This window comes from Motilimonas sp. 1_MG-2023, assembly GCF_030547455.1.
Lineage (GTDB): Bacteria > Pseudomonadota > Gammaproteobacteria > Enterobacterales > CBDFNC01 > Motilimonas.
In genome coordinates this window covers 56749-76394 of record NZ_JAUOPX010000021.1, presented here as the reverse complement: position 1 = coordinate 76394, position 19646 = coordinate 56749, and the positions used below count along the sequence as shown (strand labels likewise).

The following is a 19646-nucleotide window of genomic DNA, read 5'->3' as shown; positions in this document are numbered from 1 at the left end:
AAATTGGTAGACACGCTAGATTTAGGTTCTAGTGCCGCAAGGTGTGAGAGTTCAAGTCTCTCCTTCCGCACCATTTAGTGTCCTCTTAAAGCTTATTCATAGCCAACTTCCAGCTTCAGCATATTTCAGTTTCATCAAAAATCATCTTAGCGTCTTATATACCCAACCAACCCTTTTTTTTTATTTCAACACAACGACAGACCCCTACAGGCCCATCGCGTATTTCATTACTTTATTTTTTATTGGCCCTGAATGTTGTGCCAAGGTAAGGCCAAGTTCACGCAGTGATTTAACCCCAGGTAAGCGACTACTAAAGCCTTTATAAAACACATCCATTGCCGATTGCATCAGCAAGTTATCACTGCGACGTTGTTGTTGATAAGCCGCTAATGCTTGTCTTTTATCAAATGGCGATGCCAATGCACTCGCATTTAACACGCCCACTAAAGCGGCCACATCTTTGAAGCCTAGGTTGACCCCCTGCCCTGCTAATGGGTTGATGGTATGCGCGGCATCCCCGATCAACACCACACTATCAGCATAATATTTTTGAGCATGTTGGCGAGTTAATGGAAACGCAGCGGCTTGTAACACCTCAAAATCAAAATCTAGTTGCGCAAACTCGGCTAAAATTGCTTTTTTTAATTCTGGTTTAGAAAGCTGAGATAAACGACGAATATCTGCTGTTTGATGATACCAAGCTAATGACGCTTGCTTTCCAGTAAGGGGTAAAAATGCTCTTGGTCCAGTGGGAACAAACTCTTGCCAAGTTATGTCTTGCTGGTCTTGGGCCATTGCAATATTAATCAACATACATTGCTGACGATAATCCCAAGCCGTCAAGCCAATACCGGCATGTTGGCGACAAAAAGATTGTCCGCCATCGGCTGCAATTAACAATTGAGCTTGGTATTTCTCACCACTCGCCAGTGTCACTTCTACTCCAGCGCTATTATTTTCAAAGCGCTGAATTTGTTCAGGGTTAAGTAAGGTTATCGATGGCAGCTCTGCCATGGCCTGCCATAATGCCGTTTGCACCACGTTATTTTCCACGATATAGCCCAATACATCAGCGCCAATATCATTGGCACTAAAGGTGAGCGCCTTGCCACCTTGCTGCTGCGTCGATAAGCGTCGATAAGGGCATAACCGCATGGTAGTAATGGCATCCCATACACCGGCATGAATAAGCAACTCTTGACTGGCGACACTGATTGCCGATACCCGTAGATCCATCACTTGCTTAGGATCAAAGCTCGGCGCGGCTGCCGCTTCCACCAAGGTCACTTGAATACCTTGTTTCGCTAGCATCAAGGCGGTCGTCGCCCCCACCATGCCACCACCATTTATCATCACTTGAGTCGTCTTCATCACTGTCCCTGACACTGTCTCAACTTTATTATTTGGCGCTATCTTAACGAAAATAAGCGTTTGCATAAATGCGTAAGATCGCCCTGCATACTTTTTACACTTATCAGCTAGCAAGGCCAGACCGAAATCAGTAGAATGTGTCCTCTTTTTTAGTTGTCCAGTTGATAGAGCAGTTGCAGCACATGAGCAAAAAACTTCATATAAAAACTTGGGGCTGTCAGATGAATGAATATGATTCATCAAAAATGGCAGATCTCTTAGACGCCACCCATGGTTACACCTTAACGGAAGAGCCTGAAGAGGCGGATGTATTGCTACTCAATACCTGCTCAATTCGTGAAAAAGCCCAAGAAAAAGTATTTCATCAACTTGGTCGCTGGAAAAACCTGAAAGAAGCAAAACCAGGCTTAGTAATTGGTGTTGGTGGTTGTGTTGCCTCGCAAGAAGGTAAAGCCATCCGTGAGCGTGCGCCATACGTAGACATCGTATTTGGTCCACAGACCTTACATCGTCTACCAGAAATGATTAAGAAAGTGCAAACCGAAGACAACTCGTCGGTGGTGGATGTTTCTTTTCCTGAAATTGAAAAGTTTGACCGTTTACCCGAGCCGAGAGCGGAAGGGGCCAGCGCATTTGTTTCAATTATGGAAGGCTGCTCGAAATACTGTACTTTCTGCGTGGTGCCTTACACCCGCGGTGAAGAAGTCAGTCGTCCTCTTGATGACGTACTGTACGAAATCGCGCAATTAGCCGAACAAGGCGTGCGTGAAGTCAACTTACTCGGTCAAAACGTAAACGCGTATCGCGGCGCGACGTTTGATGACCAAATTTGTAGCTTTGCAGAATTACTGCGTTACGTGGCCGCTATTGACGGCATTGATCGCATTCGTTACACCACCAGTCATCCCATTGAGTTCACTGATGATATCGTAGAAGTGTATGCCGATACCCCTGAGGTCGTCAGCTTTTTACATCTACCAGTGCAAAGTGGCGCCGACCGTATCTTAAATTTGATGAAGCGTGGCCATACCGCTATCGAGTACAAATCGACTATTCGCAAATTGCGCAAAGCGCGCCCAGATATCACCATCAGCTCTGACTTCATCATTGGCTTCCCAGGCGAAACTCAAGAAGACTTTGAGCAAACCATGAAGCTGATTAGCGATGTAAACTTTGATCACAGCTTTAGCTTTATTTACAGCGCTCGTCCCGGTACCCCAGCCGCCGACTTACCTGATGATGTGTCAGAAGATGAGAAAAAACAGCGTCTGTATATTTTGCAAGATCGCATCAACCAACAAGCGATGCAGATCAGCCGTCAAATGCTAAACACCACACAACGTATTTTAGTTGAAGGGCCATCGAAAAAGAATCCATTAGAGCTACGTGGTCGTACTGAGAACAACCGTGTGGTTAACTTTGAAGCGTCGCACAAGTTCATCGGTCAATTTGTTGATGTCAACATCGTCGACGTATACGCTAACTCATTACGCGGTGAGTTTATTCGCGGTGAAGACGAAATGAACCTTCGTGAATCAATTCGCCCTGCTGACATTATTCGTAAAAACCCAAACCATACAGACCATTTAGGTGTGGGTTCTTTTACACCAAATTAGAGAGTTAATATTGAGCACAACACTAGAAAAAATTGAATTTGCCTTAGCCCCCGCTGATCCTGAGCGACTCGCTAACCTTTGCGGCCCATTTGATGACAACATTAAACAAATAGAGCGTCGCTTAGGGGTGGAAATCACTTATCGCAACCACGACTTTAAAGTCGTGGGTAAAGCGCTAAATGCTAATGCTGCCCGCACTATCGTCAAGCAACTATATATCGAGACTCAGCCAGTAAAAGGCAAAGCCGCCGATATCCTGCCGGATCAAGTGCACCTAGCAATTCAAGAGTCAAAAGTGTTAGAGCAAGGCGCTCACGAACAAGCGTCTTTTCGTAAAACCATTAATATAAAAACTAAACGTGGCGTGGTTAAGCCACGTGGTGAAAACCAAACTAACTATGTCACAAATATTTTAACTAATGACATTAGTTTTGGTATTGGTCCTGCGGGCACCGGTAAAACCTACCTTGCTGTTGCTTGCGCGGTGGACGCGCTCGAACGCCAAGAAGTTCGCCGTATTTTGCTTACTCGTCCAGCAGTCGAGGCGGGTGAAAAATTGGGCTTTTTACCGGGTGATTTATCACAAAAGGTCGATCCCTACTTGCGCCCTTTATATGACGCACTATTTGAAATGCTCGGTTTTGAAAAAGTAGAGCGTTTAATTGAACGTAACGTGATTGAAATCGCCCCACTCGCTTACATGCGTGGTCGTACCCTCAATGATGCCTTCGTCATTTTAGATGAAAGCCAAAATACCACCGTAGAACAAATGAAAATGTTCTTAACCCGTATTGGCTTTAATACCAAAGCGGTGGTGACTGGTGACATCACGCAAGTGGATTTACCGCGCCATGTTAAATCAGGCCTGCGCCACGCCATTGAAGTTCTTCCTAACGTAGAAGAAATCGGCTTTAGTTTTTTCCAAGCTGAAGACGTGGTGCGTCATCCTGTTGTCGCAAGAATCGTGCAGGCTTATGAAGCATTTGAGCAGCATGAGCAAGCGCAAGAGTTAGCACTGAAACGTAAACGCGAAGCAGCCAGAGCCGAGGCAAAAAATGCCAGTGATTCTTGATTTACAACTGGCCTGTAACGACGAAAGTCACTTACCAAGTGTTACAGACATTGAAACTTGGCTAAATGCCACCATATCGTTAGATGAAGCAGAGCTTACCGTTAGAATTGTTGACAACGAAGAAAGTCAGCGCCTAAATTGTGACTACCGTGGAAAAGACAAACCGACCAACGTGTTATCTTTTCCCTTTGAAGCGCCTCCAGGTATTGAATTACCCTTACTTGGAGATTTAGTAGTGTGTAAGCAAGTGGTTGAACAAGAAGCTCAAGAGCAAAACAAGCCATTAATGGCCCATTGGGCGCACATGCTTGTTCACGGCAGTTTACATTTGCTAGGTTATGACCACATTGAAGATGATGAAGCCGAAGAAATGGAAGGGTTAGAAACCCAAATTATGCAGCAGCTCGGTTTCATCGACCCTTATATTAGTGAAAAGGAAGAAAAATAAGCATGAGTGACGATATTCCCCAGCCCAACGGTTCTGCTAAAAAGAGCTGGTTAACTAAATTCAGTCAGCTGTTCCAAGCAGAGCCGAAGAGTCAGGAAGATCTTGTTGGTGTGATCCAAGATGCTAACCAACGTGACTTAATAGATCAAAATACTGCTGAAATGATCGAAGGGGTTTTAGACGTATCAAAAATGCGCGTAAGGGATATCATGATCCCTCGCTCCCAGATGGTCACCATAGAAAAGAGCCAGACCGTAGAATCTTTTTTACCCATCGTTATTGAATCCGCCCACTCGCGCTTTCCCGTTATCAATGAAGATAAAGATCATATCGAAGGCATTATGCTCGCCAAAGATTTGATCAGTTACGGCTTTGCTAAACAACATGAAGACTTTTCTTTAGCGCAAATTTTACGCCCTGCCGTGGTAGTACCTGAAAGCAAACGCCTTGATAAATTACTGAAAGAATTCCGTTCCGAACGTTACCACATGGCTATCGTGGTAGATGAATATGGCGGCGTGTCAGGTTTAGTCACGATTGAAGATATTTTAGAACTGATCGTCGGTGAAATTGAAGATGAAACCGATGCTGAAGACGATAACCAAGCCGATATTCGTAAAATTAGCAAACGTCATTATTCGGTGCGCGCATTGACGCCAATTGAAGACTTTAACGATCAGTTTAAAGTTAAGTTTGCCGATGATGAGCAAGATACTATCGGTGGCATGGTCATGCATGCTTTTGGTCACTTACCTGCTCGAGGTGAAAGCATTGAAATTGATGGTTTTACTTTTAAAGTCGTAAGTGCTGATAAACGTCGTTTGATCCAGCTGCAAGTAAAATTACCCGAGGAAGTGTCAGAGTCCTTAGCTGAGTCAGAATAACCTTTGCTATGGCTACTTAGGTAGCCATTTTTTAAGTGAACAATAAACGTGAACAAATCCAATCCTTGGCTTCAATACCTATGCGCCTTTCTGCTAGGTAGTATCGCTCCCCTTGCATTCGCCCCCTATTCCCTATGGCCTGTTGTTTTTGTCAGTTTAACGGGCTTTTTATTCCTTATTGATGGCCGCAGCGCAAAAATGGCGGCAAAACTGGGTTTCAGCTATGCCATGGGCATGTATGCCTTTGGTATCACTTGGATCCACGTCAGTATGGATTTATTTGGCGGCATGCCAGCAGTGGCTACTTGGGCTCTAATGGCCCTGCTTTGTGCCTATCTCGCCATATTTACCTTGCTCACCGGCTATGTCGCGCAACGCTTTAAAGTCTCTTTAAAATGGCAGTATTGGCTATTAATGCCGGTCACTTGGCTCATTTTTGATTGGCTTCGCGGCCACTTTATGACTGGTTTTCCTTGGCTTTGGTTGGGGTATAGCCAAATTGATTCGCCGCTAGCAGGCTTTGCGCCCATTTTTGGGGTACAAGGCATCACCCTCGCAATCTTATTAATTTGTGGCTCTTTGGTAATTGCCATCAAGAGTAAAACTTGGCTTTGGCCAGCAAGCTTAATTGTCGCACTATTCACGGCTGGCGGTTATTTGAACAATCAAACCTTCACGCAGCCTTTACCCGTCGCGAAAGTGGCATTAGTGCAAGGCAATATCGACCAAAACTTAAAGTGGCAAGACGAGCAACTGTGGCCTTCGTTAAAGCTTTACTACGAGCTAAGCCAGATCCAAGAGGAGCTCGACTTAATTATTTGGCCTGAATCTGCGATTGCCGCTCTTGAACTTAACGTTGAGCCCTTCTTAGTTAGACTCAACCAAGACATGAATGACCGAGGCACCAGCTTAATTACTGGAATTATCGAATACCGTAAGACGGAAAAAACTTACTATAATACCTTAATCGCGTTAGGTGATACGCCCCTAGAGCACGATTATGAGCCAGACCATGCTAACCGCTATGCCAAACATCACTTACTGCCTATTGGCGAGTTTGTGCCGTTTGAAGATTGGCTGCGTCCACTTGCCCCCTACTTTGATTTACCCATGTCATCGTTCAATCGTGGCGACTATGTGCAAAGCAATTTATTAACTAAAAAGAATAAGATTGCCCCCGCAATTTGCTATGAGATAGCGTACTCTGAGCAACTTAGGCAAAACATTCTCGACGATACCAGTATGATTTTAACCGTGAGCAATGATGCTTGGTTTGGCGACTCAAATGGCCCACATCAGCATTTAGAAATAGCCCAAATGCGCGCCTTAGAATTTGGCCGTCCAGTGTTGCGCGCAACCAATACCGGCATCACCGCCTTTATCGATCATCATGGCAACATTACCTCGCGTGCTGAGCAGTTTAAAACCCAAGTGATCACGCAAGATGTGGTGCCCATGACCGGTCAAACCCCATATGGCCGTTTTGGTTCATGGCCACTTATTGTTTGGGTCTGCAGTATATTCAGCTTATGTATTTGGCGTCATTTTCGCATTGAGCGGAAAATTAGCGGATAATTCAACCTCACTTCAGCCAAAAGGTCACAAGCCTTTTTGGCTGAGCCCACTTTTCCATGCCCCTCTTTGCTATTTTTAACCAATAAACTCAAGCTCAGCGTACTCCCTTATTGTTGCCTTGCCCTTGCTACTGTATCCTATGCCGATAAATTTTAACCCTATCGATATGCGGACAAATATCATATGCAAGAGCAATACAATCCCAAGGACATAGAAACAAAAATTCAACAGCAGTGGGAAACTGACAATAGTTTCAAAGTTGAAGTAGATGAAAGCAAAGAAAAGTTTTACTGCCTCTCTATGTTCCCTTATCCAAGTGGCCGACTGCATATGGGCCATGTTCGCAACTACACCTTAGGTGACGTGGTGTCACGCTACCAACGCATGCAAGGTAAAAATGTATTACAGCCTATGGGTTGGGATGCGTTTGGCTTGCCTGCAGAAAACGCGGCAATCAACAATAATACCGCGCCAGCAAAGTGGACCTACGAAAATATCGAATACATGAAAACGCAATTAAAACAATTGGGTTTTGGTTACGATTGGGATCGTGAGCTAGCCACTTGCCGCCCAGAATACTACCGCTGGGAACAATGGTTTTTCACTAAATTGTATGAAAAAGGCCTAGTGTACAAAAAAATGTCCACGGTAAACTGGGATCCAGTCGATCAAACGGTTCTGGCTAATGAGCAAGTGATTGACGGCCGGGGCTGGCGCTCAGGAGCCTTAGTTGAGCAAAAAGATATTCCGCAATGGTTCATTAAAATTACCGATTACGCGCAAGAGTTACTTGATGACTTAGACCAGCTAGATGAGTGGCCTGAGCAAGTAAAAACCATGCAACGTAACTGGATAGGCCGTTCTGAAGGCGTTGAAATGACGTTTGGCCTTGAAGGCCGTGATGACACCTTTGATATCTACACTACCCGTCCTGATACCGTAATGGGTGTCACTTATGTGGGCGTTGCTGCGCAGCACCCACTGGCGTTAGAAGCCGCAGAAAATAATCCTCAATTAGCGGCATTTATTGAAGAATGTAAAAATGCCAAAGTCGCCGAAGCAGACATGGCGACAATGGAAAAGAAAGGCTTTGATACCGGCCTTAAAGCCATTCATCCTATTACCGGTGAATCCGTTCCTGTGTACGCCGCTAACTTCGTGTTAATGGGCTATGGCTCAGGTGCAGTGATGGCAGTACCGGCACATGACCAACGCGATTACGAGTTTGCTAAACAATACGGCCTAGCCATTAAAGCCGTGATTAAGCCTGTTGATGGTGAATCTGATATTTCAGAGCAAGCTTATACTGAAAAAGGTATTTTGTTTAACTCTGGCGAGTTTGACGGTCTTGATTTTCAAGGTGCAGTAGACGCCATTGCAACAAAACTAGAAAATGCAGGCAAAGGCAAGAAAACCGTCAACTTCCGTTTACGTGACTGGGGTGTTTCACGTCAGCGTTACTGGGGCACGCCAATCCCAATGCTGAATCTTGAAAACGGTGACGTGGTACCTGTACCAGAAGATCAACTACCGGTTAAACTGCCTGAAGATGTCGTGATGAATGGCGTTACTTCGCCAATCAAAGCCGACCCTGAATGGGCAAAAACCACTTATAACGGCGAAGCGGCTTTTCACGAAACCGACACCTTTGATACGTTCATGGAATCAAGCTGGTACTACGCCCGTTACTGCTGTGCCAACAATGATCAAATGATGTTAGACCCAAAAGAAGCCAACTACTGGCTCCCAGTGGATCAATACATCGGCGGCATTGAACACGCCATCTTGCATTTATTGTATTCACGTTTTTTCCATAAACTATTACGTGATACTGGCCTTGTTGAATCAGACGAGCCGTTTAAAAAGCTACTAACCCAAGGCATGGTGTTGGCTGATGCCTTCTATTATGAAGACGCTAAAGGCGGCAAAGTATGGGTTTCGCCCCTTGACGTTGATGTGCAACGTGATGAAAAAGGTCGCATTACCCAAGCGCAAACCAAAGACGGTAAAGAAGTGATTTACACCGGCATGAGCAAAATGTCGAAGTCGAAAAACAACGGCATCGACCCACAAGTCATGGTGGATAAATACGGCGCCGATACCGTGCGTTTATTTATGATGTTTGCCGCACCAGCGGAGCAAACCTTAGAATGGCAGGACTCAGCCGTAGAAGGCTCACTGCGCTTCTTAAAACGCGTGTGGAAATTAGCTCATGAACATATCAGTGCAGGTGCCGCACCAGCCCTTGATGTGGCTAGCCTAAATAACGCGCAAAAAGACCTGCGCCGCGAGCTACACAAAACCATCGACAAAGTGTCTGATGATATTGGCCGTCGTCAAACCTTCAACACCGCAATTGCCGCGGTAATGGAATTGATGAACAAGCTAACCAAAGCGCCGCAACAAGCCGAGCAAGATCGCGCCCTAATGCAAGAAGCATTAGAAGCCATTGTTCGCTTACTTGCGCCTATTACTCCTCATATCAGTGCGGAGCTTTGGCAAGACTTAGGTCATCAAGGTAATGTTGAAGCCGCGCCTTGGCCAGTGGCTGATGCCAAAGCCATGGTTGAAGACACGAAAACAGTTGTGGTGCAAGTTAACGGTAAACTGCGTAGCAAATTAACTGTTGCCGCTGATGCTGACCAGGCTAGTGTGGAAGCGCTTGCTAAAAGCGATGAAAATGTCAGCAAGTTCCTAGACGGCAACACTATACGTAAAGTGATTTACGTCCCTGGTAAGCTACTTAATATTGTTGCTAATTAATTAGTTGAGGCTCAATGTCGATATTAAAAAAGGCTAGCCTCGCGCTAGCCACACTTATCTTAGTTAGCGCCTGCGGGTTTACCCCCAAAGGCCAGGTTATTTCTCGCGCCGATATTAATAGTGTGTATTTATCTACACCCGATCCTTATGGGCAATTAACCCGAGAAATAGAACAGCAGCTTAGGTTTGCCAATATCGACATTTTAAGCCAGCCTGACGAACAGATGTATCAATTGCGCGTCGGCGGTGAGCAACAAAGTCGACGCACTATTTCTTTATATGACAATGCCCAAAGCGCTGAATATGAACTGGGCTATTCACTGCAATATCAAATAGTACGCCCTAACAAAGAGCCACTCAGTTTCACCATTAATATTCATCGTGATTTTTTGGAAAACCCAGAACAAGCCTTAGCTTCATCGCGTGAAGCCGAGTTAATGCTAAGTGAAATGCGAGAAACAGCAGCGCAGCGTATTGTTCGCCGCTTGACCACTCTGGAGCCCTAAGTGAGGGTTTACCCTGAAGCACTTGGCCAACATTTAAAAAAACTAAAGGGCTATTATTTAGTCTTTGGTGATGAACACCTTATCCGCCTTGAAGCCTTAAAGGCAATTCAACAAGTCGCCGCGCAAGCAGGATTTGTTGAGCATCACCAATTTAGCACCGAAGGGGGGCTAAATTGGGACCAAGTATTTGATTGTGCTAGTGCGATGTCATTGTTTTCCAACCAGCAATTGATCAGTATCGAGCTAGATAAAACCGACAAAACCATCACTGATGCGTTACTCGAGCTCGCGCAACTGAACAACCCAGATACCATCTTTATTATTCATGGCAATAAGCTCAGCTTGCAACAAATGAAAGCAAAGTGGTTTGTCGCAATGGATGGCGCAGGAATCAATGTCCCCACTAATCATCCTGATAGTAAACATTTCCCGCAATGGATGTATCGTCGCTTAACTCAAGCAGGACTCAGCGCCAATAAAGATATAGTCAACTTTATGTGCCGCAACTTTGAAGGCAATTTATTAGCTTGTGCGCAAGAAATAGAAAAGCTCTCACTGCAATTCGGCCAGCAGCCCCTTACTTTGCAAGACATTGCCAATAATATAACCGGACATACGCATTTTGGTATCTTTCAGTGGCTAGACACACTGTTCGCGGGCAAGGTAAATCGAGCTCAACGCATGCTTCAGCAGCTACAAGAAGAGGGCTCCGACATTATTTTATTGAGTGGCACACTCAACAACGAAATCAAAAAACTGCTCGATTATCAGTATCAACTCAATAACGGCGTTCCCTTTGCGCAACTAATGAAGAATGCCCGGGTATGGAGTAGCAAGCAAGCACTGATCCAGCAAGCACTAAACCGCCTCAGCAGCCAACAACTAGAGCATATGCTAGGGTTATGTTGCCAGCTTGAGCTTAGTATTAAAACGCAATATGACCAAAACAGCTGGCCAATATTGCAAATGATCTGTGTTTTATTTCAAGGAAAAAGTGCACAGCAATATGACCTTACCGCTATCAATTAATCCCCCAGCAACAACCGCTCAACTAACAGCACCGATTGCTATTATGGGGGGGTCATTTAACCCTATTCACTTCGGTCACCTGCGCCCTGCCCTTGAACTGCAACAGCAACTAGGCTTGGCACAAGTGAAGCTGATGCCCAATCATGTGGCGCCTCATAAAAGTCATGGTTATAGCAGCACCGAGCAGCGTTGTGACATGATCCAAGCAGCCATCGCAGATATGCCCGCGCTTTGCTTAGACATGACTGAATTATCACTGCCTCAGCCTAACTATACGGTAGCCACCTTAATTGCATTACGTGCAGCAAACCCCAATACCCCGCTGTGCTTTATTATTGGTATGGATTCGTTTATTAACCTACCGACTTGGCATCGTTGGTTGGAATTACTCGACTATTGTCATTTAATTGTTTGTCAGCGCCCAGGCTGGCAGCAGCAATATAGTGAGTCACTGCAACAGCATATTTTGCCCAAGCAAACCTCGGATATCAGCCAACTCCATCAACGTAAACATGGCTTACTCTATTTTACTCAAGTGACGCAGTTAGATATAAGTTCAAGTAAAATTAGACAGTTACGACAACAGCAACAATCAATAAAATACCTGTTGCCTGATAGCGTGATCCAGTACATCGAAGACAACCAATTGTATTGCTAGTCAGTGCACCTAGACACACTTAGGCTTGCTGTTCAATGATCGGTCACTATTTTGCTGCCATTTAAATATAGAAAGCTTAATCCCCTCGCATGATCATGTTAGAATGCCGCCCTTAAATAAATGAGAGGAAATACCATTGCAAGCAGAAGCGTTACGACAATTCGTTATTGATAAAATTGAAGACCTAAAAGGTCGTGATTTAACGATTTTAGATGTACAAGGTAAATCAACCCTAACAGACTACATGGTAGTATGCTCTGGTAACTCAAAACGCCATGTTATTTCGATTGCGGAAAATCTATATACCGAAGCAAAACGTGCTGGCAACAAGCCATTAGGTATGGAAGGCCAAGATACCGGTGAGTGGGTGTTGGTTGACCTAGGTGATATCGTAGTCCATGTCATGCAAGATGAAACCCGTGATTTCTATCAGCTTGAAAAGCTGTGGAGCGAAGCGAGCGAAAGCAACGAATGAAAATCCAATTAGTGGCCGTAGGCAGTAAAATGCCAGACTGGGTTGAACGCGGTTATCAAGAATATGCCCGCCGTTTCCCTCATGATATGCCACTAGAGCTGATTGAAATTGCCGCTGGGAAAAGAGGTAAAAATGCCGACATTAAGCGCATTTTACATAAAGAGGGCGAGCTCACTTTAGCCGCAATTCCCAAAAGCAATCGCATTGTTACTTTAGAAGTAACCGGCAAACCTTGGGATACCCCAATGTTGGCCAAACAACTAGAAGTATGGAAACATGATGGCAGGGATGTCAGCTTATTAATCGGTGGGCCAGAAGGGCTTGCACCAGCTTGTATTGCCGCCTCCGAACAAAAATGGTCACTTTCTCCATTAACTCTCCCTCACCCATTAGTTAGGGTGGTCGTTGCAGAGTCTTTATACCGTGCTTGGAGCGTGACGACTAACCATCCCTACCATAGAGAGTAATTGATGAATCAATCCAACATAGCGATGCGAGATCATAGTGCCGAATCAGCTCTATTTGTCCGTCGCGTTGTGGTCAGTATTGTATTTGTGTTGGCATTGATTTCAGTTCTTTTTCTAAACCTTTATTATTTACAAGTAGAATCGTTTCAGGTTTATAAAACTCGCTCTAATGATAACCGCATTAATGTACTGCCTGTCGCGCCAAACCGTGGCCTGATATACGATCGAAATGGCGTCTTATTAGCAGAAAACCGGCCGATCTTCAGTTTAGAAATTACCATCGAAAAAATAGATGACCTAGATAAAACCGTCACTGAACTCGCTGAACTACTCGGGCTAGATCAGGATGATATTGATAATTTTTACAAACAAAAAAAACGCCAACGCCGCTTCAAGCCGGTCGCATTGGTGAACCGCCTAACCACCGAGCAAGCTGCTTTGTTCAGTGTCAATCAGCATAAATATCATGGCGTCAATATTGAAGCTTACTTAAAGCGTTACTACCCTCACGGCGATACTTTGACACACACCTTAGGTTACGTTGGAAAGATCAATGATAAAGACGTAATCCGCCTAGAAAAAGAAGGAAAAACAGCAACCTATGCAGCAACCAGAGACATAGGAAAACAAGGCGTTGAGCGTTACTATGAAGAAATGCTTCATGGCGTGCCGGGTTATCAAGAAGTGGAAGTGAATAACCGCGGCAAAATCATCCGCGTGTTGAAATTTGTGCCACCAGAGCCGGGCAAAGATATTTATCTTAATATTGATTTGGCCATGCAGCGCAAAGCACAAAAACTGCTTGATGGTCGTCGCGGCTCAGTGGTGATGATCGACGCTAAAGATGGTGGCGTGCTCGCCATGGTATCAAGCCCAAGTTATGACCCCAATTTATTTGTACATGGTATCAGCAGTAAAAACTATAATGAACTGCTGCATTCTTTTAGCCGGCCATTAATTAATCGCGCCACTCAAGGTCGCTACCCACCTGCCTCGACCATCAAAATGCAAATGTCATTGTTGGGTTTAAATGAAGGCACCATCACACCACAAACCAAAATTTGGGATCCCGGCTCATGGCAAATTCCCAACACATCTAAGCGTTTTCGTGATTGGAAACGTTGGGGACACGGCTGGGTCGATGTATATCACGCCATTGAGCAAAGCTGCGATACTTTTTTTTATGACTTGATCTACCAAGTGGGGATTGATAAAACCAGCGCCTTTATGAAACAGTTCGGCTTTGGTGATTACACCGGAATTGACATAGCAGAAGAAACAACCGCTGTGATGCCATCCCGTGGTTGGAAGCGCGCTCGATTTAATCAGCCTTGGTATCAAGGTGACACTATTTCAATTGGTATTGGCCAAGGGTATTGGACAGCGACGCCAATACAATTAGCCCAAGCAACTGCAAATTTAGCACGACGAGGTGAAGTGATAGTGCCCCGTTTATTGAAATCTATTCGCACTGGCAATGGCTCGTTTGAAGTCCCACCCGATCGTAAAGCACCGATTGTGTTAAACAATGAAAGCTATTGGCAAGTGGCATTAGATGGCATGTATGGCGTAGTCAATAAGAAAACCGGTACCGCCAGAAAAGCTTTTGCTGATACTGAATATAAGGCGGCCGGTAAGTCAGGTACTGCTCAAGTGGTCAATATGAAAGAAGATGAAGTTTACGATGCCGATAAATTGGCTGAACACCATCGAGATAATGCCATGTTTGTTGCCTATGCCCCCTTTGAAAACCCTGAAGTGGTTACCTCTGTTGTTGTCGAAAACGCCGGCGGTGGTAGCTCTCACGCTGCCCCGGTTGCCAGAGCCATGTTCGATGCTTACTTTGCCGGGAAGAAGGCTGCCGATGAAGCGAAGCTATTTAACTTACCGCTAGTTGCTCCTCAGTCGATTGATAATGCTAACTTATTAGCCCCAACAGAAGCAGGAGCGCAATAATGGAGCGCCATCAAGAAAATACCATTTGGTACAAACTACATATCGACCTGCCCTTATTGTTGGGCATTTTAGGCTTGATGTGCATTAGTTTAATCGTGCTGTATTCAGCAGGTGGCCAAGACATGGACCTGATGTTTCGGCAAATAGTACGATTAGGGTTTGGTTTAGCAACCATGATTTTTATGGCGCAATTGTCCCCTAATTTTTATGCCCGCTGGGCGATGCCTGTATTTCTGGTCGGGGTAGCCTTATTGGTTGCGGTGCTGTTATTTGGTCATGTCGGCAAAGGCGCACAGCGCTGGATTAACCTTGGCTTCTTTATGTTTCAGCCTTCTGAAATAATGAAATTGGCGATGCCATTAATGGTTGCCAGCTACATCGGTAACAAGAGCTTGCCGCCGAGTTTAAAACACACCTTTGTGGCTTGTGCCATCATTCTCACGCCGACGTTATTAATCGCTAAGCAACCCGATTTAGGTACTTCTTTATTAGTCGCCGCATCCGGAATTTTTGCGTTGTTTTTAGCGGGAGTAAACTGGAAATTAATTGGCGTAGCCGTAGCAGGCGCCTCGGCTTTTGCCCCTGTGTTGTGGTTCTTTTTAATGCACAACTATCAACGCCAGCGAGTATTAACCTTCTTAAATCCAGAAAGTGATCCGCTAGGCTCTGGTTATCATATTATTCAATCAAAAATTGCGATTGGCTCCGGTGGTATTTTCGGTAAAGGTTGGATGCAAGGTACGCAATCGCAACTCGACTTTTTGCCTGAGCGCCACACCGACTTTATATTCGCGGTTTTTTCTGAAGAGTTTGGCTTAGTGGGCATCGCTTTGTTGTTAAGCTTATATATTTTTATCATTTGCCGGGGGTTGTTTATCGCCAGTCAAGGGCAAAGTGCGTTTAGTCGGTTAACCGCTGGCGCGCTAACACTCACTTTCTTTGTTTATGTTTTCGTTAACATTGGTATGGTTAGTGGGCTATTACCCGTTGTCGGTGTACCCTTGCCCCTGATAAGCTATGGCGGAACCTCAATGGTGACGTTGTTGGCTGGGTTTGGCATATTAATGTCAGTTCATACCCATAAGCGACTTTTAGCCAACTAAACCAAGAGTTAACAGGGATATTAACTTAAAAATGGCAGTTCAATTGAACGCTATGGCAACTTTATTGTCATAAACAATGGAATTTTAAGGGCTTGTATTTCTACTTGTGGCAACATTAAGCCATAACTAGCAATTAAAGCCTTGCTCATCTCTATCCAAAATTTATCGGATATGAGCCGTGAATCGAAAAATGTCTGCACTTCGATTTCGGGGATTTTTTTTCAGACAGCTTTATCAAATAAAGAGACCAGCATTTCCATGTCGATTATTGCAAAAATTACTCGAAAAACAGCCCTCCTTTGCTTATTCGTTAGCTTTAGTTCACTGGCGACACCTAGGGCTATTCCCAATGCTCCAACGATAGCGGCCAAAGGCTACCTATTGGTTGATTATGATTCGGGAGAAGTTCTCGCGGGAAAAGATCAAGATGTCCCTATTCCACCAGCCAGCTTAACTAAAATGATGACTAGTTATGTTATCGGTCAAGAAATCAAAGCCGGTAATATTTCCCTTGATGACCAAGTAGTGATCAGTGAAAAAGCATGGTCAAAAAACTTCCCTGACTCATCTAAAATGTTTATTGAAGTGGGTAAGACAGTATCTGTTGCGGATTTAAATCGCGGCATTATTATCCAATCAGGAAACGATGCATGTGTCGCGATGGCTGAGCATATTGCGGGCAGTGAAGAAGCCTTTGCCGATCTAATGAATACTTGGGCTAAACAATTGGGAATGACAAATTCTCATTTTGAAAATAGCCATGGATTACATTCCGAAACACACAACACATCACCTATGGATATGGCGATTTTAGCCAAAGCTCTCATCCGTGATGTGCCTGAAGAATATGCTATTTATAAAGAAAAATCGTTCTCTTTTAACAACATTACACAATACAACCGCAACTCCTTGTTGTGGGATAAGAGCCTAAATGTCGATGGTATAAAAACTGGCCATACCAGCGATGCGGGTTATAGCTTGGTATCGTCAGCGACAAAAGATGGCATGCGCTTGATTGCCGTAGTAATGGGCACCAGCAGTGAGCAAGCTCGTAAAGAAGAGAGTAAAAAGCTACTAAACTGGGGCTTTCGTTTTTTTGAAACCTTAACGCCTTATAACGCGGGTGATAAGCTAGCATCAGAGCGTATTTGGATGGGTGACAAAGAATATGTAGATTTGGGAGTCATTGAAAGCACGCCCATTACTATTCCACGTGGCTCAGCTAAAAACCTAAAAGCAAATTTTGTACTGGATACTGAGCTCGCCGCGCCTATCGCCAAAGGCCAAGTCGTCGGCAAGGTGTTCTATGAAGTTGACAATGAAACCCTCGCTGAATTCCCTCTCGTTGCTTTGAATGATATCAACGAAGGTAGCTGGTTTAGCCGCTTAATGGATTACTTCCAATTATTATTTAAACGCTGGTTTGGTTAATCGGGACTTTACACCCAAGCAACCTCAAGATACGACATCCAGCATGCGAACAGCGTGCTGTTCAATGAAAATAAGCTTGCTAATGGCTGTGCCCTTTCAAACTTATTTGACGCAGTCGTGTTCGCATAGTGCCTTGCCTAACAGTGCAACGATTTTCGCTAAACAGGCATGTTGAAGTGGTTTGTGTATTAGCGCCCTGCGGGGCGCTTTTCATTACAGAACAACTCATTAAAACCCTGCAAAAAATGTGATATACCTCAACCTAGAGCTGAGGTAAAATTGCACACAATATCCCATTTGATGGGATTTGATTGATCAACTGAAGTGAAGTGAGCCATGTCATTAAATACACGATTCGATGAGTTTTTAGAATTCCCAAACGACTTTTTATTTAAAGTGGTAGGTCTAGCCCAAAAAGAGCTGCCCGATTTAGTCATGAATGTCTTACAACAACATGCTCCGGGTGATTACAGCCCAAAAATTCGTGCCAGTGCTAAAGGCACTTACCACACGGTTTCTGTTCGTGTCAGAGTTGAAAGCAAAGAGCATATCGAAACCTTATATACCGAACTGGGTAAAATAGAGATAGTTAGAACCGTACTTTAAATCTCATTCAATGTTATAAGCTACAGGAACGCCCTTGATTAGTAATAAACTGATTGTTAGACAATATCCTTTAAGCGAATACAGTCTTGTCTGGCAACAAATGAAAACGTTTACCGATGAACGGGGTGAGCAAGACAGTGATGAGATTTGGTTAGTACAACACCCTAGTGTATTTACACAAGGCCAAGCAGGTAAAGCTGAGCATGTATTAGTGCCGGGTGATATTCCTGTGGTCGCATCAGACCGTGGCGGCCAAGTCACCTATCATGGCCCCGGTCAACAAGTGGCTTATATACTGATCAATATTAAGCGCAAAGCCTTTGGCGTACGTGATTTGGTGAGCCATATTGAAAATGCCTTAATAGCGTTACTCAATCGTTACCACATTAACGCTTATGCCAAGCCCGATGCGCCGGGTGTATATATTGATGGCAAAAAAATAGCCTCTTTAGGGCTAAGGATCCGTAAAGGCTGTTCTTTTCACGGCTTAGCCTTAAACGTAGACATGGACTTAATGCCATTTCAGCGAATCAATCCTTGTGGTTACGCTGGTTTAGAAATGACCCAATTGCGCGACTTTACAGCTGATATTGATTTTACTTTAGTTCAGCAGCAACTAATTGATGAATTAACCCAACTTCTTGCTTATAGCGAGATTGAATGGACAGGGCCAAAACAATGAGCAAACCCAACAAACCCGTCGCAGGTGTAAAACTGAGAGATGCCGACAAGGTATCTTTGATCCCGGTAAAAGTAGTGCCGAGTGAAAAAGCCACCATGCTGAAAAAGCCTGATTGGATGAAGATAAAACTTCCAAGTTCAAGCGCGCGCATTCAAGAAATTAAAGATGCAATGCGAAAAAACAACTTACACTCTGTTTGTGAAGAAGCTTCTTGTCCCAACCTTTCCGAATGTTTCAATCACGGCACCGCAACCTTTATGATCTTGGGTGCCATTTGTACTCGCCGTTGTCCATTTTGTGATGTTGCCCATGGCCGCCCATTGCCACCCGCAGCAGAAGAGCCGACAAAATTGGCACAAACCATCAAAGACATGAAGCTTAAATACGTAGTGATCACTTCGGTAGACAGAGATGACTTACGTGATGGCGGCGCACAGCACTTTGCTGACTGTATCAGAGAGATCCGCGCACTTAACCCTGAGATTAAAATTGAAATTTTAGTCCCGGACTTTAAAGGCAGAATGGATCGCGCCTTAGAAATACTGAAAGATACACCACCCGATGTATTTAATCATAACTTGGAAACGGCGCCGCGCTTGTACAAAAAAGTACGTCCTGGTGCCGATTACCAATGGTCACTCACTTTGCTGCAACGCTTTAAACAGCTTCACCCAAATATACCGACCAAGTCAGGCGTAATGATGGGCCTAGGTGAAACGAATGAAGAAATCGAGCAAGTTATTAAAGACTTAAGTGCACACGGCGTGACGATGCTGACACTGGGTCAATACCTACAGCCAAGTCGTAACCATCTTGCTGTAGAGCGTTATGTGCCCCCTGCCGAGTTTGATGAGCTGGGTGAAATCGCAAAACAAAATGGTTTTACTCATGCTGCATGTGGTCCTTTTGTTCGCTCCTCTTACCACGCCGACTTACAAGCAGCCGGTAAAGCCGTTAGCTAACGTTAGCCGCAGTAGGTAAGATCAAAAAAGCCAGTGCTGTTT

Annotated in this window: 18 protein-coding genes; 17 read left to right on the top strand and 1 reads right to left on the bottom strand. The window is 44.6% G+C overall.

From position 1 onward, the window contains the following. Nucleotides 1–204 precede the first annotated feature (204 nt). Nucleotides 205–1371: an FAD-dependent oxidoreductase gene (locus tag Q4519_RS12475; protein ID WP_303512642.1), complete on the bottom strand. Its 1167-nt coding sequence runs from the start codon at nucleotides 1369–1371 to the stop codon at nucleotides 205–207. Between the two features lie 182 nt (nucleotides 1372–1553). Here Q4519_RS12475 and miaB point away from each other — a divergent pair, with 182 nt between their 5' ends. The 17 genes from miaB (at nucleotide 1554) to lipA (ending at nucleotide 19604) form a co-directional block, all read left to right on the top strand. Further along, nucleotides 1554–2987 (top strand): tRNA (N6-isopentenyl adenosine(37)-C2)-methylthiotransferase MiaB, encoded by a 1434-nt coding sequence (miaB, locus tag Q4519_RS12470; protein ID WP_232800191.1) that lies wholly within the window; start codon nucleotides 1554–1556, stop codon nucleotides 2985–2987. Nucleotides 2988–2997: 10 nt separating this feature from the next. Next, entirely contained in the window at nucleotides 2998–4059 is a 1062-nt protein-coding gene (locus tag Q4519_RS12465; RefSeq protein ID WP_303512638.1) for a PhoH family protein, read from the top strand. Then, nucleotides 4043–4507 (top strand): rRNA maturation RNase YbeY, encoded by a 465-nt coding sequence (gene ybeY, locus Q4519_RS12460; RefSeq protein ID WP_232800189.1) that lies wholly within the window; start codon nucleotides 4043–4045, stop codon nucleotides 4505–4507. Before Q4519_RS12465 ends, ybeY begins: the two co-directional genes overlap by 17 nt. 2 nt (nucleotides 4508–4509) lie before the next feature. Beyond that, nucleotides 4510–5391, top strand: a complete 882-nt coding sequence (gene corC / locus Q4519_RS12455) for a CNNM family magnesium/cobalt transport protein CorC (protein ID WP_232800188.1) — start codon at nucleotides 4510–4512, stop codon at nucleotides 5389–5391. A gap of 48 nt (nucleotides 5392–5439) precedes the next feature. Beyond that, a complete protein-coding gene (gene lnt / locus Q4519_RS12450) occupies nucleotides 5440–6966 on the top strand; it encodes an apolipoprotein N-acyltransferase (protein WP_303512632.1) in 1527 nt (508 codons plus the stop codon). Between the two features lie 183 nt (nucleotides 6967–7149). Beyond that, on the top strand, nucleotides 7150–9729 hold the full coding sequence (gene leuS / locus Q4519_RS12445; protein WP_303512630.1) for a leucine--tRNA ligase: 2580 nt from the start codon (nucleotides 7150–7152) through the stop codon (nucleotides 9727–9729). A gap of 14 nt (nucleotides 9730–9743) precedes the next feature. Next, nucleotides 9744–10235, top strand: coding sequence for an LPS assembly lipoprotein LptE (gene lptE, locus Q4519_RS12440; protein ID WP_232800185.1), 492 nt, complete (start codon nucleotides 9744–9746; stop codon nucleotides 10233–10235). Further along, complete coding sequence (holA, locus tag Q4519_RS12435) at nucleotides 10236–11264, top strand: DNA polymerase III subunit delta (RefSeq protein WP_232800184.1); 1029 nt, start codon at nucleotides 10236–10238, stop codon at nucleotides 11262–11264. Then, nucleotides 11242–11922 carry a nicotinate-nucleotide adenylyltransferase gene (gene nadD / locus Q4519_RS12430; RefSeq protein WP_303512626.1) on the top strand — a complete coding sequence of 227 codons (681 nt, stop codon included), beginning with the start codon at nucleotides 11242–11244 and terminating at the stop codon, nucleotides 11920–11922. The genes holA and nadD overlap by 23 nt, the downstream gene beginning before the upstream one ends. A gap of 136 nt (nucleotides 11923–12058) precedes the next feature. Continuing rightward, the gene (gene rsfS, locus Q4519_RS12425; protein WP_232800182.1) at nucleotides 12059–12397 is read left to right on the top strand and encodes a ribosome silencing factor; all 339 of its coding nucleotides are present in this window, start codon (nucleotides 12059–12061) and stop codon (nucleotides 12395–12397) included. After that, entirely contained in the window at nucleotides 12394–12864 is a 471-nt protein-coding gene (rlmH, locus tag Q4519_RS12420) for a 23S rRNA (pseudouridine(1915)-N(3))-methyltransferase RlmH (protein WP_232800181.1), read from the top strand. The genes rsfS and rlmH overlap by 4 nt, the downstream gene beginning before the upstream one ends. Nucleotides 12865–12867: 3 nt before the next feature. After that, nucleotides 12868–14820 carry a penicillin-binding protein 2 gene (gene mrdA / locus Q4519_RS12415; RefSeq protein ID WP_232800180.1) on the top strand — a complete coding sequence of 651 codons (1953 nt, stop codon included), beginning with the start codon at nucleotides 12868–12870 and terminating at the stop codon, nucleotides 14818–14820. Continuing rightward, nucleotides 14820–15923, top strand: coding sequence for a rod shape-determining protein RodA (rodA, locus tag Q4519_RS12410; protein WP_232800179.1), 1104 nt, complete (start codon nucleotides 14820–14822; stop codon nucleotides 15921–15923). The genes mrdA and rodA overlap by 1 nt, the downstream gene beginning before the upstream one ends. 258 nt (nucleotides 15924–16181) lie before the next feature. Continuing rightward, nucleotides 16182–17354 (top strand): serine hydrolase, encoded by a 1173-nt coding sequence (locus Q4519_RS12405; RefSeq protein WP_303512624.1) that lies wholly within the window; start codon nucleotides 16182–16184, stop codon nucleotides 17352–17354. Between the two features lie 336 nt (nucleotides 17355–17690). After that, entirely contained in the window at nucleotides 17691–17960 is a 270-nt protein-coding gene (gene ybeD, locus Q4519_RS12400; RefSeq protein ID WP_232800177.1) for a DUF493 family protein YbeD, read from the top strand. A gap of 34 nt (nucleotides 17961–17994) precedes the next feature. Then, the gene (gene lipB, locus Q4519_RS12395) at nucleotides 17995–18642 is read left to right on the top strand and encodes a lipoyl(octanoyl) transferase LipB (protein ID WP_232800176.1); all 648 of its coding nucleotides are present in this window, start codon (nucleotides 17995–17997) and stop codon (nucleotides 18640–18642) included. Further along, nucleotides 18639–19604: a lipoyl synthase gene (gene lipA / locus Q4519_RS12390; RefSeq protein WP_232800175.1), complete on the top strand. Its 966-nt coding sequence runs from the start codon at nucleotides 18639–18641 to the stop codon at nucleotides 19602–19604. The genes lipB and lipA overlap by 4 nt, the downstream gene beginning before the upstream one ends. Nucleotides 19605–19646 lie beyond the last annotated feature (42 nt).